The following is a 16,220-nucleotide window of genomic DNA, read 5'->3' as shown; positions in this document are numbered from 1 at the left end:
GTCTTCGAGAAACCCGGTTTCTTTGAGAAACCGGGTTTCTTAACCTCTGCGGGGGAAACCGGGTTTCTTAACCTCTGTGGGGGAAACCTGTCTTCGAGAAACCCGGTTTCTTTGAGAAACCGGGTTTCTTAACCTCTGCGGGGGAAACCGGGTTTCTTAACCTCTGCGGGAGAAACCCTACTATAATTGTTAATTGTTAATTGTTAATTTCTTTGCGGAGGGCTGTTTCCACCCGTTGCCATTCAGCCATAGTTTCAGCAAAGCGTTCAACCGCACTACCAGTAACAAAACATTCTACTTCTGGGCTGTCACTTTCCATCCCCGCACGTCCCATATATTCAAGTTCCTTGCAAAACTCAGAAAATCTCAGGGCTCCCAATTGTGCGCTACTAGATTTTAACGTATGGGCGGACTCTTTTAAACCTTTAGCATTTTGGGCATCAATAGCTTTACGCATACCATCAATATGTTGGGGTGATTCCTGTAAATAGGTAGCAATTAGCAAATCCACAAAAGGATCATCTTCATCATCATATTCCCTGAGATTTTCCAAAACTTGATGATCTATGGGGCTATTATCGGTCATTAATTCTTCCTCGACAGTATGATTATTGAGCATTTTATGTCCATTAGTTTCAGTAACATCAACAACCATAACCTGTCCATTGGGACTACCCCCATTTGTACTTTGTTGAGGGACGGTTGTAGATTTAACCCGATATCCATTTTGAGCAGATATCTCATGAACTTCAGTTACCGTCGGAGAAATCGGATGACATTTAGCTAAGGCTTCGGCTAAAGCCTCTCGGCGGACAGGTTTAGTAATATAATCATCCATGCCTGCATTCAAACACATTTCGCGATCGCCTTGCATAGCATTAGCAGTCATCGCAATAATTCTAGGTTTCCGTGGACCCATATCGCTACCATCTGAGTAAGCCGCACAGATATGTTTAGAAGCCTCCAAGCCATCCATTTCCGGCATTTGTACATCCATCAAAATTACATCATACTGTTGTCGATTTAAGGCATCCAAAACCTCCAAGCCATTACCAGCAATATCAGCGCGATACCCTAAACGTTGTAATAGTTTAATCGCGACTTTTTGGTTAGTGACATTATCTTCAGCCAATAAAATCCGCAAATTGGCATGAGGTTGAGGAATTGCCGGGTCATAGCCAGACTCAGCATTCTTAATATGATAGTGTTTTTCAATAGTCTGGCTATCAGCAAAAATCTGCATCAGGGTATTGTAAAACTGAGATTGTTTGAGAGGCTTGTTAACCAATCCCGCTACATTAACACCCTGGGCTTCTAGTCGTCGCAGTACCTCGGTATTGCTGGCATAATTAAACATGACTAAATTAAAGGGTTTTTGGCGGTATTTACCAGCAATCATCTGTTTTTCTAATTGGCGAATTCGACTCGCCAGGGTTGCCTCATCCATATCTGGCAAATTGATGCCCAAAATAATTAAATCCAATCCGGGGTTATCATGCAAAACCTTTAAGGCATCAGCGCCAGTTTTGACGCGCACGGGAACCATACCCCAAGATTTAACCTGACGGATAAGCAGTTTTTGATTAATGTCGTGATGTTCAACAATTAACACTTTCTTACCATGAAGGAAATCATCACTAAATTCTCCCAAATCGGGGGTATTAAATCCGCTACAAACTATGGTAAAATAGAAGATAGAGCCAGGTCTGAACACCTGTGGGCGCACAAAGTCGGGGGGAGGATTTCCGGCGACACTAGATATCAAAGATGAGGTTTCATCGTGATATTCATCGAGCAAATTGACCCAACTAGCCACCCACATTTTCCCATTCATTAATTGACTCAACCGCTGAGAAATTGCCAAACCTAAACCAGTGCCTCCATATTCCCTGGTGGTGGAAGCGTCAACTTGAGAAAAGGCTTTAAATAGGCGATCTATCCGGTCGGGAGGAATGCCAATTCCGGTATCTCGGACTTCAAATTGCAGGACGTAATGACTTTCAGTAAAATCAGAATCATCAGATTTTTTGACATCTTTTTTAGCATCGGGATGGGTAGCTTTCACTGCTAAAATTACCTCGCCTTCGGAGGTAAACTTAATAGCATTACTGACCAAATTAACCAACACTTGACGCAGGCGAGTGACATCACCCAGGATAGTTTTAGGAGTGGAAGGATCTATGATATAAGCTAACTCTAAACCCTTTTCGTCGGCGCGCCCAGACAGCAATTCTAGACACTCTTCGAGACAGTTACGGAGTTTAAAAGGTTGCTTTTCTAGTTCGAGTTTACCAGATTCAATTTTGGAGAAATCTAGGATATCATTAATAATGGTTAAAAGGGCATCGCCACTGGTGCGGATAGTTTCGACAAAATCTCGCTGTTCGGGGGTTAATTCCATATCTAATAGTAACCCGGTCATGCCAATTACTGCATTCATAGGAGTGCGGATTTCGTGGCTCATGGTTGCCAGAAATTCACTTTTAGCACGACTAGCAATTTCGGCGGCGAGTTTGGCTTCTTCTAAGGCTTGATTTTTGGCTTCGAGGGCGCGATGGCTTTTGACTTCGACTTCTAGTAATTTGGCTTGGGCGATGGTAATTCCTACTTGGGAGGCGACATCTTCGAGAAATTCGATTTCGTCTCGGTTCCACTCGCGCATTTGTTGGCATTGATGCAACATAATAATGCCATTGGGTTCGTCTTGATAGGAAGTGCGAACGGCTAACATGGATTTTAAGGCCATGCGACGACAGAGGGGAATGGAAGATTCCAGTAAAGGTTCGGAAAAAACATCGGTAGATGCGATCGCTCTATCAGAGGTGAGGAGTGCTTCAATATAGGGATTATAAGATACAGAAATTTCCAGCTTGAGGGTAGACTCATAGCCAGTTTCTAGGTATTCTGCCACACAGGTTAGGTGTGGGTAAGGTTCGGGAATATAGGTATAAATAGAACAGCGGTTAACAGCAAATACCCGACCAATTTGGCTGGCGGTAGTTTGAAATACTTCTTGGGTTTCCAGTTTAGAGCGAACTTTATGGGTAATTTCTTTAAGTAATACTAGATGCTGATTTTGTTGCTGAAGTGCTTGCGCCGCCTGTTCGCGAGCAATTTCACTACCAATATAGGTAGCCATGAGTTTCAGGATTTCCTTTTCAATGGCTCGAAATTTTGAGCGGGGCTGATAACTCAGGAAACTGAGGGTTCCATAGTCTCTACCACTGACGGTGACTTTTACGCCTAGATAGGCTTCAAAACGGCGCACAGCGTAGGCTGGGTGGTCTTTCCAGGGGGAATTCTGGAGTGATTCGATACCTACTACCTCATCAGACCCGGCGGATTCTCCTTCTAAGGTTTGATGGAGGGCGAGGGTATCGCCTTTGGCAAATCCGAAGGTCAAATTTTCAGGAATACGGGTGGCGATCACTTCATAGCGCCCCCCCCAGACGCGCCCTAGCAGTCCTATTTCCACACCAAAGCGATCGCATCCCATTTGTAAAAGACGGGTGATACGGGTATCAAAATCGGCGTTAGAACCAATAGTTGCTTCATAAAGCTGAGTCATCGCCTCGGATCTTTCTTGCAATTCGTTGGGCCAGGTGCATTGTGGGGGGACAGACGGGACCGGAACCCTCGGCGGATTTTTAACTTCTGGCCGGGACTGAACTTGCTGGGCGAGTTTAGCTAGGGCGGCGTGCATCGATTGGGGACGCAATGCACCCATAAGGATGGTGCTAGGGGACATAACGCTGATGGGATAGTTGCGCTCATCCATCACTACTAGGGGTAGTTGGTGATAGTATTTCCCCAGAACTCTTAGGGCGGCTCCTAGGGTAATGCGCGATCGCACAATTACGGCTGGGTTATTACAGATGCTATGGGCTGGGGTTGTGTAAAAATCCACCCCTAAAGCTACCAGGGTGAGAATATCTTGGCTGGTGACAACTCCCACTAATTTAATCGCCTGTTTATCGGAATTGGGTGCTGATGTGTTCTCTGGGGGGGGGACGGTTTCGGTGACAACTACAGATGGCACTCTGTACCTGGACATTAACTTAGTTATATGGAAAATCGAGGAGGAGGAGGGGGCGTGAACTAGCCTAGATGTCTGATTGCTGGCAATTTGACTCAGTTGGATTACGTCTTCTGGTACAAAGGTCTGTTGGGACTGAGGAGCGACGGACGAGGGACTACGACCATTGGTAGAATAGGATAATGACTGAGGCTTTTTCTGGCTTTTATTGCTCCGAGATAGACAGAGGAAATTTTCCGGACAGATCATCCCGGTGACTTCCCCCTGATCATTGACAATGGGTAAATGGTGGATCTGGTTTTGCTCCAAGTAAGCAAACAGGGTAAAGATATCGGTCAGGTCCGACTCTTTGGCGCTAATCACAGACCGAATCATAATCCGAGAGATGGGAAACCCACAGAGGCGATCGTTAATTGAGCAAAGTTCCACGATATCCTGGACTGTAAAAATCCCCACCAATACAGAATATACTTCCTGAAGAGTGGTGTTCTCACAACTAACAACTTTTTCCGGTTTTTCTACAATCAATACATAGCTTGACCTGTTGCTACTCATCAGCAAAATGACATCTTCGACAAGAGTATCTGGCTTGGTCGTCAGGGGTTTGCGGTTGATTGCTTGAAAAATGGAGGGAATAAACATGGGACAGCTTCTGGTGATTGGGATTGGAGAAGGTGAGATCGGGAGTGATGGAACATCATTGACTCAAAATGACAAGGGGGCTTAGTGGTTGGGGGGGGGTAAAACCCCCTTTACTATCTCCAGGATAAATTGTATTTGGGGTAAATGTCTGATCTATTTTCCCTTGCATCAGCCAAAATCTATATAAAATAAGGATTAGGGCTACTTTCAGGGAATCTGAGGGTCATAAATTTCAGCTTACTGATCAGGCTACATCTCCCTTAGAGATTTCCCCCCTACTACTATTGTCAACTTAACCGCCTAGTATTCCCAAATAATCCCTAGTTGGGATCGTTGATGGTCAATGGTATGCTGGGGAATAACTTAAACTCAAGGTTATACACTGCCCACTATCTGCTTATATGGCTATTTTGGATTCTAAAGGTCGCTTATTCGGAAAGGTGAGCATTCTCGACCTCGGCGCTGCGACTGTCATTTTGTTGGTGATTGTCGGAATTTTCTTTTTCCCGGGAACTTCTGGGTCGGTGGCTCAAATTGGGGTCACGACTAAACCCGTGGAAGTTGATGTGATTGCTTTGGGGATGCGCGGACGTAATCCCCAGGATTTTCTCAAGGCGGGAGAAAAGACTAATCTGATTATCCGTAACCAACCCTATGGACAGGTAGACATTAAAGCGGTTGAGTTCCTACCTCGGACTATCCCAGTTACCCAACCTGATGGGAGTTTGAGGGCATTACCTGACCCAACGGCTGATTTTATTTTCAGTAACAATATTTTGCTCACTTTGGAGGGCCAGGGTCAAGTTACTAATACGGGTCCGGTTTTGGGTAATGTCAAAATTCGCATTGGTAATACGGTAGAACTAGAGGGCAATACCTACAATTTTAATGCCAGTGTGGTTGATATTCGGGTTCAGGATTAATGGTGGGTTGATTTCATGCGGATTAAAATTTGTGGCATAACCCGACTAGACCAAGGACAGGCGATCGCCTCTTTGGGGGCGACTGCTTTGGGGTTTATTTGCGTTCCGGCTTCCCCTCGCTATATTAGCCCCGACCAAATTCGGGCGATTACCTCTCACCTACCAGACAGGGTAGACCGGATTGGGGTTTTTGCTAATGCCACTTTTGAGCAAATTTGGGAAACTTTCCATCAGGCTAAATTAACCGGGGTACAACTTCATGGCGATGAATCCCCCTTATTTTGCGATCGCCTACGACAAGAACTTCCCCATGGCGAGTTAATTAAAGCTATCCGGGTTAAAAACCCACAATCTCTCAGCCTAGCTGACAGCTTTATTCCCCATGTAGATGCTTTGCTGCTAGATGCCTATCATGGTCAGCAGTTGGGGGGGACTGGTCTCACCATAGATTGGCAATCTTTGGGTGAGTTCCGCCCCGCCATACCCTGGTTTTTGGCGGGGGGACTTAATCCTGATAACATTATTAATGCTCTCAGTTGCCTACACCCTGACGGTATAGATTTGTCTAGTGGAGTAGAGCGATCGCCTGGAGACAAGGATATGGCTAAAGTTGCTCAACTATTTGAGAACACAAGATTTGCTATAACTCCTGATTAGATTGTATCATTAATCAACAGACAAAAACAACTATACCCCTCCGGGGAATGAGTATCTAATGACTACTGATCAACCCCTTGGTTCTGTGATTCAAGGTTCTTTGACAAAGGGACTGGAAGTGCGACTACACGCCGATGTTTCCGTCGAGGACATGAGAGTTGGTAAGTTTTTGGTAGTCTATGGAATGCGATCGCATTTCTTTTGTTTACTAACTGATGTCTGTCTAGGAACCTCTAGCCCCCGTATTCTTAGCAATCCTCCTCTACCGGAAAATGATTTTCTCCAAGCTGTGTTAGCCGGAAATAGCACCTATGGAACTATTGAACTTAGTCCCATGTTAATGCTGAATCGGGATGTCTGCGATCGCTATGATATTCAACTCAAGGTTAACGGAAATGGTAACGGTGCCGCCTCTTTTCAACCTAACACCAACACCGAAGAGTTTGAACTACTCCCCGTTAAAACTATCCCCACCCACTTCTCTCAGGTCTACGAAGCTAAGGAACGAGATTTTCGGGTGATTTTTGGCTGGGAAGATGACCCCCAACGACGTAATTTTGCGATCGGGGAACCTATTGATATGCCAGTTCCCGTCTGTCTTGACCTCGATCGGTTTGTGGAACGCAGTAACGGTGTTTTTGGGAAATCGGGAACCGGAAAATCTTTTTTAACCCGGTTATTATTATCGGGAATTATCCGTAAACAAGCGGCGGTTAACTTGATTTTTGATATGCACTCTGAATATGGTTGGGAGGCTGTATCGGAAGGTAAACAATTTAATACGGTTAAGGGATTACGACAACTTTTTCCGAATCAAGTAGAAGTCTATACTCTTGACCCAGAGTCTACCCGCCGCCGAGGAATTCGAGACGCTCAAGAGTTGTATTTGAGTTACAATCAGATAGAGGTAGAAGATTTAAACTTAGTTCAACGGGAATTAAATCTCTCGGAAGCTGCTTTAGATAACGCTAATATTCTCTGTAGTGAGTTTGGTCAGGATTGGATTTCCCAACTGTTGGGGATGACTAATGAAGAAATCCAAATATTTTGCGATGAACGCCGGGGTCATAAAGGGTCGATTATGTCCCTACAACGGAAGTTGATGCGTCTGGAAAATTTGAAGTATATGCGGGCTAGTTGTCCGTTTAATTATATCGATCGCATTCTTCAGTCTCTGTCCGCTGGAAAGCACGTTATTGTTGAGTTTGGTTCCCAGTCGGATATGTTATCCTATATGCTGGTTACCAATATGATGACCCGCCGCATTCACCAGTCCTATGTCCGAAAAGCTGAAACATTTTTGGCTTCTAAAAATCCTAGCGATCGCCCTCAACCTCTGGTTATTACCATCGAAGAAGCTCATAGATTTCTCGATCCAGCCGTAGTTAGGTCTACTATTTTTGGCACTATTGCTAGGGAAATGAGAAAGTATTTTGTCACCCTATTAATTGTCGATCAACGTCCGTCAGGAATTGACTCGGAGGTGATGTCTCAAATAGGGACTCGTATCACCGCTTTATTAAACGATGATAAAGATATTGATGCGATTTTTACTGGGGTTTCTGGTGGTCAAAATTTGCGATCGGTTTTGGCAAAACTAGACTCTAAACAACAGGCTTTAGTTTTAGGTCATGCCGTCCCTATGCCTGTGGTAATTCGCACTAGACCATACGATGAGACATTTTACCGCGAAATTGGGGATATAGCTTGGGAAGAAATGCCGGACGAGGTAGTTTTTGAAGCCGCCGCGACCGCTTTAGATGACCTGGGATTTTAGCGACGCTGCGATCGCTTTTGTTGCCAATATCGGAATAAAGGCACACTCACAGTATAAATGGCGATCGCTGCTATCAATCCCATCACAGTCGATCCTAACAATAAAACCGCCGCCAATTCTGCCCCAGTTTCTACAAGTTCACTAAAATCTTTAACTGATTGTAGATTGACATGATCAGTCATTAGCGAAAATTGATGAATTCCTAGCAGCCACATCCCGAATTTCAAGTTAAAAAAGAATAGGGGAACATAGGTGAAGGGATTACTCACCCAAGTTCCCGCCACCGCTAGGAGTTTATGACCTCGTAAAATAACCGCAACAGCCACCCCGATAATTGCTTGAAACCCAAAAAATGGAAAAAAACCAGCAAACACACCCGCCGCCAGACCCCTCGCCAAATATTCTGGTTGTCCTCGCAGACTGATTAACCGCAGATATCCTAACCTTAACCACCGCCACCAATATACCCATCTTCCTTTCTGCGGCGGATATTCAGATAATCGATACACAGATAATTTCTCCTTGCTGCCATTTCTGCCATTTAAATTTTGATTATACAACTTATCCACATTTTTGGGCATGATTTCATGTAATCATTGACAATTGCTGATTTTTCGGTGCATTCCTGAACCTATGAATTATGGCGGGTTCGGGGGTTGCCTCTTGCTAAATTACACCGAATATGCTATAATAGCTGCGAGCAAAAAGCGACATTAATTTAGATTATAAAATATCCCAAATATATGTCAAGTCCCCGTATTCATTCCGATACAATTCAGGAGGTTAAAGACAGATCAGATATTTATGATATCATCTCGGAAAAAGTGGTGCTTAAACGCCGTGGTAAAGACTTTGTGGGTCTGTGTCCATTCCATGAAGAAAAAAGCCCAAGTTTTACGGTGAGTCCTAGCCGACAGATGTACTACTGCTTTGGTTGTGGTGCGGCGGGAAATGGCATTAAGTTTTTAATGGAGTTGGATAAATCCTCCTTTGCTGATGTAGTTTTAGACCTCGCGCGACGGTATAATGTTCCGGTAAAAACGGAATCGCCTGAACAGCATCAGGAGTTCCAAAAGACCCTTTCCTTGCGGGAAAAACTCTACGAAATTTTAGCGATCGCCACCAGTTTTTATCAACACGCACTCCGCCAACCCCAGGGAGAAGCAGCTTTAGAATATCTGAAATTTTCCCGTCGTCTGGGAGAGGAAACTATCCAGGAATTTCAGCTAGGTTATGCACCAGCGGGGTGGGAAACCATTTATGGTTACTTAGTAGAACAAAAACATTTTCCGGTAGAATTAGTCGAAAAAGCCGGGTTAATTGTTCCCCGAAAAGCCGGGAATGGTTATTATGATCGTTTCCGCGATCGCCTAATTATTCCCATTTATGATATCCAGGGAAGAGTGATTGGTTTTGGGGGTCGAAGTTTAGGAGATGAACAGCCTAAATATCTAAATTCTCCCGAAACCGAATTATTTGATAAAGGCAGAACTTTGTTTTGTTTAGACCGAGCCAAAAAGGCTATATCCCAACAAGATATGGCTGTAGTTGTCGAGGGTTATTTTGATGCGATCGCTCTCCATGCAGCCGGGATTAATTATGTGGTAGCATCCCTAGGAACTGCACTTAGTATTAATCAAATTCGTCTGCTGCTACGCTATACAGAATCCAAGCAAATTATCCTCAATTTTGATGCAGATGCAGCCGGAACTAAAGCCACCGAGAGAGCCATAGGAGAAATTGAAACTCTCGCCTATCGCGGGGAAGTAAACCTGAGAATTTTAAACCTTCCCAATGGCAAAGATGCCGATGAATATCTATATATTCACACCCGCCATGATTATCAGGATTTACTGGAAAAATCACCCTATTTTTTAGAATGGCAAATCCATCAAATTGTCGGCGGTAAAAGCATCGAAAATGTCGCCGAATCACAGAGAATAGCCACAGCCATGGTGGAATTACTCCGCAAAGTCCAAGATTTAAACCAACGGACTGCTTACATTCAATCATGCGCGGAAATTCTCAGCCAGGGTCAATCACGGTTAATTCCCATGTTAGCCGATAGTCTGCGAAAACAGATTAATAAACCCCTAGTACAAAATCAGCAGAATAAAGCCTCTGATTCCAGGAAATCAGATCTTATTATTTCGGCTCAACGTGACCGGACTCTGTTAGAAAAAGCCGAAGGTTTGTTACTGCGAATTTATCTACACTGTCCAGAGTATCGACAGGAAATAATTAAGGCTTTGGAGGCAGAAAATTTAGAATTTAGTTTAACCAATCATCGTTTTTTGTGGATAAAAATTTCGGAAATCGAGTTAAGTTTACAGGAACAGAAACCCAGAGAAGATATTGATTTGATTTCTCAACTACAAAACTTCGACCGGGAACATTCATCGGAAATCTCGGAAGTCTCTCATTTATTCTACTTAAACGAAAAGACGATTAATGATATTGAACGTCCTAGTATTGGGATTCGCGCCGCTACAGCTTCCCTAGAATGGGTGCTATGTGAAAAACGCTATCTTCAATATTTAGACAAGTGGAAAAAAACTGATATTAAACTTAATTTAGAATTAGCCGAATACTATCAGCAGCAACTCTACGCGGAACAAAAACGTATGAAAGAGTTAGAACAACTACGCATGGTTAAGTTTTCCGAGTTGACTTTTTAATGTAGTTTGGGAAAACTGACCTAGCCTGTCCCTAGTTAATTAACAATGGTCTGATCAACCGGATTAATTCTAAGAAAATTCTCATAAACTTATGGCTATCCTGATAGGGATAAAAGCTGATGTATAGGGAAACGTAAACCCCTGTACTAAACTATGTTAGCTAAAACTATCATCCTATCTATTTATGCGATCGCAGGTATTTTGGCCATGACTCCCATGGTATTAGCCAGCGAATTTACAGAGGATCACCTATCAGAAGAGATAGCCGAAGCCGCCTCCAGAGAGGAAGCGGAAGCCGATCGCGTTCAGCAAACCAGACCCCCCAGAGGCTAATCAATTACAAATATTAGGATTAATCGCCGGGTTATTATTATGACGATTTAAATAATTTTGAAGGCGATCGCAAGCCTGATCCAGTAAATAATCAACCTGGTTAAAATTGCTATAATCCAACTCCCAAAATACCATGCGGTTGTCAGCATCAGTAGCGACCAACATTTGGTCATCAGCACTAAAATGCACTGATAAAACCGGTTTAATTCCCACTTCCAGAGTCGTGATTAACTGACCAGAACGATCCCAGAGTTTCACCGTCCCATCCTGACTCGCGGAAGCCAGTATCTCCCCAGTTGAATTAAAACTCAAATCAAACACCACCCGGTTATGTCGTCCTATGGTAGTAGTTGTAATTGGTTTCCAGTCCGAAGTTTCCCACAATTTCACCGACCCATCCCCCGTCCCCACAGCCAGCAGAGTTCCATTAGGACTAAAAGCCACCTTAGAGAAGTGACTACCCTGGGAAAGGTCGCGAATTAAAGAACCGTTAATATCCCAAATTTTAATAGTATTATCACCCACAGAAGCCATGATTTTAGCCTGTTGATTAAAACTAATATCATTAATTCTATCCGTATGTCCAATCAGAGTAGTTTGTAATACTCCATTGATATCCCATAACCGAATGATTTGATCATCACTAACCGAAGCAATTTTTTGACCATCAGGACTAAAACTCACCGTCCACACGGGGAAATCATGGTTGATAGTCCTTAAAACATCACCTTCTGTATTCCAAATTTTCACCGTTTTATCATTACTAGCAGAAGCAATCAGTTGACTGTCAGGACTAAAGCTGATATTATTAACAGTATCCGTATGTTCATCAAACATTAGCCGAATATTTAGGGAATTAGTCTCCCATACTATCGCCATATTATTGCTAGATACTGAAGCTATTAACTCACTATTCGGACTAAAAACAGCGTTATAAATATCATTCTGAGATTGCCAAACTCTGGGGAGATTTTGTAGTTCCCAAAAACGGATAGAACCATCTGCACTGGCGGAAATTAGCGTTTGACTGTCGGGAGCAAAAACCGCATGATTGACAGTATTTCTATGACCCCGGAGAGTAGAAACCAAAATTCCCTCATAGTTCCAAAGTTTGATAGTTGTATCGGTGCTGGCTGTCACAATCAGGCGACCATTTGGACTAAAATTAACGCTATTTACTGATTTTTCATGACCTGTTAAAGTTTGAGATAATGTCCCATCGAGGTTCCACAGTTTCACCGTATTATCATTACTAGCAGAAGCCAAAATTTGAGAATCTGGACTAAATTTAACACTCCAAATGGCTTGGTCATGACCCTGAAAACTGGTGATTAACTCCCCCTGACGATTCCATAATTTAATTACCCCCATTTCATCAGAGGAAACAATCAACTGTTCATCTGGACTAAAACTGACCGACAAAACCTCCGCTTCGTGTCCGGTTAATATGGCTATGGTGTCACCGTCACGACTCCACAGACGAATAGTTCCATCTTCACTAGCGGAGGCTAACTGCTGACCATCTGGACTAAAACTCAGCCATTGTATATCTCTGGTATGTCCTATTAGGGTATTAATTAAAGTTCCATCAGGTCGCCAGAGTTTGATATTTTCATCTTCCCCCGCTGAAGCTATAATCAATTCTTGACCGGAGGAATTGGGACTAAAAACCACGCGGCGAATTTTGCGTTTATTGGCTAACCAACTTCCTATTAATTCCCGATTTTGGTTCCAGATCCTGATTGTACCATCTTGATCGCCTGATACTATTTGATCACCAGTAGGGTTAAAACTGAGGCTGAGAATACCGCCAAAAGATTCAGATAGGCGATCGCGTTCTCTAAAGATATTATTGACTTCCCACAGAGAACTAGCGGTGCGGCGTTCAATTTCCGTAACGGGTTGGCGTTGCAGAATTCTACCTGCTTCCATAGCAGTTAGGGAGGCTTTCAGTTGATCCGTTTCCCCTTTTAACAAAGCCAAATATTCATAATTAAACCTGGCTAATTTTAGTTGTTTTTCCTGGGTTTTAGTATTGTGCCACAGCATTAATACGGCTATTGATAATAAACTCAACCCTATACATAATCCAATCGTATTAACCAGCCTTTTCCTCAAAACTTGATTGATTTCGGTGATTTCGGCTTCAGCTTCCTGTCTTTTTTGTTTCTCATTTTGCAGCTTATAAACTAATTCACTACTCCGTTGTTCCCGAATAAAAGATACTAGATAATCATGGACAAGCTGATAACGTTCCTCTGGAATTTCTGGGAGTAAACAGACCAACCCGGATAACACGAATATTTTTAAGACTGTATCTAGTTGATCCGTGATTTTTAGGTTATCCGCCAAACTTTGTAAATCTCTATTCAAAGCATACCGAGTTTTTAAGGGTCGGTTGTTATATTCATCTGTGAGTAAATATAAGACTAATTCGGCGATGTCTTTATTTTCCTCGCCACAGTCTGCCACTACTTCCTCTAAATAACTCTCTACTAACCGCCTTTTCGGTCCTTGGAGGCGATATTCTTCCAAGGTGGTGATTTGATTGGTGTAAAGTTGAGAACCGACAATTTGTAGTTCAATGGGTCGGACTTCTCCCGACTCTCCTGCTAATTCTTGCACCAGTTGTTTAATTAATTCCGGTTCCAAGATAAATTGAGTTTTGGCGGTTAAATTTTTGATAACTGAGGCGGCATCTTCCGGGATGAAATTACCCAAATAATAGAGAATATTTTTATCTAAAATATTGTCGTTAACCGCATCAAAGTATTTTAAACGATTTCCTTCTAGTAGGTGGTGTAAATAGTCCTGACGCAGTGCAAAAATAGTCTTGATATAGGGAATATTCAAACATTCCCGTAAAAATTGATAAAATTCTTCTCGCTTTTGGGGTTCCTTGGTAGCTACGAAAAACTCTTCAAACTGATCGAAAATAATAATCATCATTAAATTTCGATAATTCAGAACCTGGAGTTGGTCTAAAATTTCGGTCGGGTTAGTTAAAAATCCTGAGTCTAATTCAGAGTTATCTAATTGAGATAAAGCTCTGGCGATCGCATTACTGAGTCCCCCCACCCAATTAGTATAAGTTTTTTGATAAATCGGGAGAACTCGCCTGGCTTGAATCAATGTATTTTTATGTCTCAGTTGGGGAATGAGTCCCGCTTGCAATAGAGAACTTTTCCCGACTCCTGACTGTCCATAAATTATGGTTAATTTATATCTGTCTTCCCCCAGCCGCTTCATTAATTGGTCAATATCTTGCAATCTTCCCGAGGCGGTCATTTCCGAATTAATTAAAGTCCTATCTTCAGATTGGGGATAACTGGGATTAGTAATTAACTGGCTTTGCTGTAATGCACCCGCACCAATAAAAGGCCGAAAACTAAACTGTTGTTCGATTTCCCGCTGTTGCTGTTTCACTTGATAGGCGGCGAGATATTCACCCTGTCTAAAATAGCTGTAATGTAACTGTTTAAAAATTTTAATATATAGTTCTGGATCATAACAAGGTTTGGTCAAATTCTTGGCTTGTTTAAAAGTAGCGATCGCCTCTTCATGTTCTCCCAAACCCTGTTGAGATCTCCCGAAACACAGCAAATACCATCCCCAATGATAAGAACGTTCCCAATCCAACTTTCGTAAATATTCATAGTTCCGGATCTCCTTCCCCTCCTTAACCTGGGAATTTTGCGATAAATTACTGTTGATAATTTCCAGAGATTTCTGTATAATATACTTAGCGGTTTTAAAGTTACCATTAGCTAATTGTACTTCCGCCAAAAAGTGGTAGGCGCGCGCTGTCCTAAAGGAATGGGACTGATTTTGATGCAAGTCCAAGGCCCAATTAGCCACTTCATCCAACTCTGACCAATTTTCCAAATAGTGTAATATTTCCCCCAAAGCATTAATAAACTTTGCCACCAAATCCGGTCGATCAGCCGATTCAAATTCCTGTAAAGATTGCCGATAATAATCCTTGGCTTTGGCGCAGGCTTCCCACTTTTCCCCCCGGTTCATCATCCCATAGTAACGCCACCAGAAACCCAAATAAAACAGAACATGACCACAGCCTAAGCGGTTGTTAGTCTGCTGCCACAATGTTAAACTCCGTTGGTAATGCTGCAATGCTTCCTGAGTAGTATGATCAGCAATTCGACCCAGTATCAACTCTAAACTAGCTTCTAAATCCTGATCAAGAGTTACTCCCCGCCGTTGGAGGTCCTGTTGTGCGGATTCTAGTTCATTGCGTAGGGGAGAACCGCTTTCTAACTCCAGGGTAGCCTCATCTAAAAAAATAGTTGCGCCACTATCGAGTAACTGTTCTAAAATCTGATTACTGGTCTGTTTCAGGAAGTCAATGAGATGATCAGTTTCAACCTCGAAGTGAATTGTAGTTGCAAAACTATGAAAATCTGGGACTAAGCGAATCATCATCGACACCAATTGATCGCTTACCCACAAAATCAACGGAAACTCAAAATTGCGGAATTCCTCCCGCATTTGATTAGTCGCCTTGAGTACCCCCTGCAAATTATTCACCGACTCCAAGCCAAACACCATCAAAGCTGATGGCATTTCCCCCTGTAGGGTATCAAAAATGGTCGTATAGAGAGTTTTAGCCTTGGGGTCCAAAACTAATTCTTGAATGGGAACAGGACAATCTACCCGCAACTGTTGCACAATAGTTTCCCGAACGGAACGATAATTGCAACAGGCAAGAATCAGCGAAAAATCACCCTGGAGGCGAGTAATACTGCGGATTAGGGTTCTGATCGCGTCTTGGTTAGCCTTTTCCCCATCGTACATTTTCAAATTCCATGATTGCTTGGTCAACCTGGCACAGGTTCTGCATGGCGCGATCGCACATCAAGCTATTTAGCCGGGGAAAAGCGCCAAAACCATCTTAGCCTAGTTTCCCCTAAGCGATCGCATTAAACTCCTCACTTACCAACCGTCGCAGGATCTCAGTTACTTCTGCAGCCATACGAGCATCTAGCCGGACTGATTCCTGATTATAATCTTGAAAATTAGCGATGGGAATAGATCCTCGCAAAGTCATCGAGATGCTTCGTAATCGAGAAGGTTCTCTAGCCTGATACATTTACGCGACATTTATCCGGCTATTGCCTGACAATGCGACGATAGCACTATTACCCGTTAAGGTAACA

The 16,220-nt window shown here is 43.0% G+C and carries 9 protein-coding genes; 5 read left to right on the top strand and 4 right to left on the bottom strand.

Annotated features, from left to right (window positions below):
• Positions 1-196: 196 nt before the first annotated feature.
• Entirely contained in the window at positions 197-4,678 is a 4,482-nt protein-coding gene (locus ACTIE0_RS18100) for a response regulator (protein WP_006667913.1), read from the bottom strand.
• 401 nt (positions 4,679-5,079) lie between these two features.
• Between ACTIE0_RS18100 and ACTIE0_RS18095 the strand changes: the two genes are divergently transcribed.
• Genes ACTIE0_RS18095 through ACTIE0_RS18085 form a run of 3 tightly spaced genes read left to right on the top strand, consistent with a single transcriptional unit; the run spans position 5,080 to position 8,035 of the window.
• Entirely contained in the window at positions 5,080-5,601 is a 522-nt protein-coding gene (locus ACTIE0_RS18095) for a DUF4330 domain-containing protein (RefSeq protein ID WP_006621656.1), read from the top strand.
• Between the two features lie 15 nt (positions 5,602-5,616).
• Positions 5,617-6,258, top strand: a complete 642-nt coding sequence (locus ACTIE0_RS18090; RefSeq protein WP_006621657.1) for a phosphoribosylanthranilate isomerase — start codon at positions 5,617-5,619, stop codon at positions 6,256-6,258.
• Positions 6,259-6,316: 58 nt separating this feature from the next.
• Complete coding sequence (locus tag ACTIE0_RS18085; RefSeq protein ID WP_006621658.1) at positions 6,317-8,035, top strand: helicase HerA domain-containing protein; 1,719 nt, start codon at positions 6,317-6,319, stop codon at positions 8,033-8,035.
• Here ACTIE0_RS18085 and ACTIE0_RS18080 read toward each other — a convergent pair.
• Positions 8,032-8,616: a DUF2062 domain-containing protein gene (locus ACTIE0_RS18080; protein WP_006621659.1), complete on the bottom strand. Its 585-nt coding sequence runs from the start codon at positions 8,614-8,616 to the stop codon at positions 8,032-8,034. The genes ACTIE0_RS18085 and ACTIE0_RS18080 overlap by 4 nt on opposite strands.
• 162 nt (positions 8,617-8,778) lie before the next feature.
• On the opposite strand from ACTIE0_RS18080, the gene dnaG reads away from it, so the two are divergent.
• The gene (gene dnaG / locus ACTIE0_RS18075; protein ID WP_006667914.1) at positions 8,779-10,713 is read left to right on the top strand and encodes a DNA primase; all 1,935 of its coding nucleotides are present in this window, start codon (positions 8,779-8,781) and stop codon (positions 10,711-10,713) included.
• A 153-nt stretch (positions 10,714-10,866) separates the two neighbouring features.
• Positions 10,867-11,046, top strand: coding sequence for a hypothetical protein (locus ACTIE0_RS18070; RefSeq protein WP_006621661.1), 180 nt, complete (start codon positions 10,867-10,869; stop codon positions 11,044-11,046).
• Here the strand turns inward: ACTIE0_RS18070 and ACTIE0_RS18065 are convergent, their stop codons facing one another.
• Complete coding sequence (locus tag ACTIE0_RS18065) at positions 11,047-15,858, bottom strand: WD40 domain-containing protein (protein ID WP_006667915.1); 4,812 nt, start codon at positions 15,856-15,858, stop codon at positions 11,047-11,049.
• 112 nt (positions 15,859-15,970) lie between these two features.
• On the bottom strand, positions 15,971-16,153 hold the full coding sequence (locus ACTIE0_RS18060; protein ID WP_006667916.1) for a hypothetical protein: 183 nt from the start codon (positions 16,151-16,153) through the stop codon (positions 15,971-15,973).
• Positions 16,154-16,220: the final 67 nt, after the last annotated feature.

The sequence above is a fragment of the Limnospira sp. genome (genome assembly GCF_051859755.1).
GTDB classification, from domain to species: domain Bacteria; phylum Cyanobacteriota; class Cyanobacteriia; order Cyanobacteriales; family Microcoleaceae; genus Limnospira; species Limnospira fusiformis.
This window is presented reverse-complemented; position numbering and strand designations above follow the sequence as displayed.

Excerpts from the sequence above, each read along its gene's own strand:
- ACTIE0_RS18070 (WP_006621661.1), top strand. The coding sequence starts at position 10,867 with ATGTTAGCTAAAACTATCATCCTATCTATTTATGCGATCGCAGGTATT.
- ACTIE0_RS18085 (WP_006621658.1), top strand. The coding sequence starts at position 6,317 with ATGACTACTGATCAACCCCTTGGTTCTGTGATTCAAGGTTCTTTGACA.
- ACTIE0_RS18080 (WP_006621659.1), bottom strand. The coding sequence starts at position 8,616 with ATGCCCAAAAATGTGGATAAGTTGTATAATCAAAATTTAAATGGCAGA.
- ACTIE0_RS18095 (WP_006621656.1), top strand. The coding sequence starts at position 5,080 with ATGGCTATTTTGGATTCTAAAGGTCGCTTATTCGGAAAGGTGAGCATT.
- ACTIE0_RS18100 (WP_006667913.1), bottom strand. The coding sequence starts at position 4,678 with ATGTTTATTCCCTCCATTTTTCAAGCAATCAACCGCAAACCCCTGACG.
- dnaG (WP_006667914.1), top strand. The coding sequence starts at position 8,779 with ATGTCAAGTCCCCGTATTCATTCCGATACAATTCAGGAGGTTAAAGAC.
- ACTIE0_RS18060 (WP_006667916.1), bottom strand. The coding sequence starts at position 16,153 with ATGTATCAGGCTAGAGAACCTTCTCGATTACGAAGCATCTCGATGACT.
- ACTIE0_RS18065 (WP_006667915.1), bottom strand. The coding sequence starts at position 15,858 with ATGTACGATGGGGAAAAGGCTAACCAAGACGCGATCAGAACCCTAATC.
- ACTIE0_RS18090 (WP_006621657.1), top strand. The coding sequence starts at position 5,617 with ATGCGGATTAAAATTTGTGGCATAACCCGACTAGACCAAGGACAGGCG.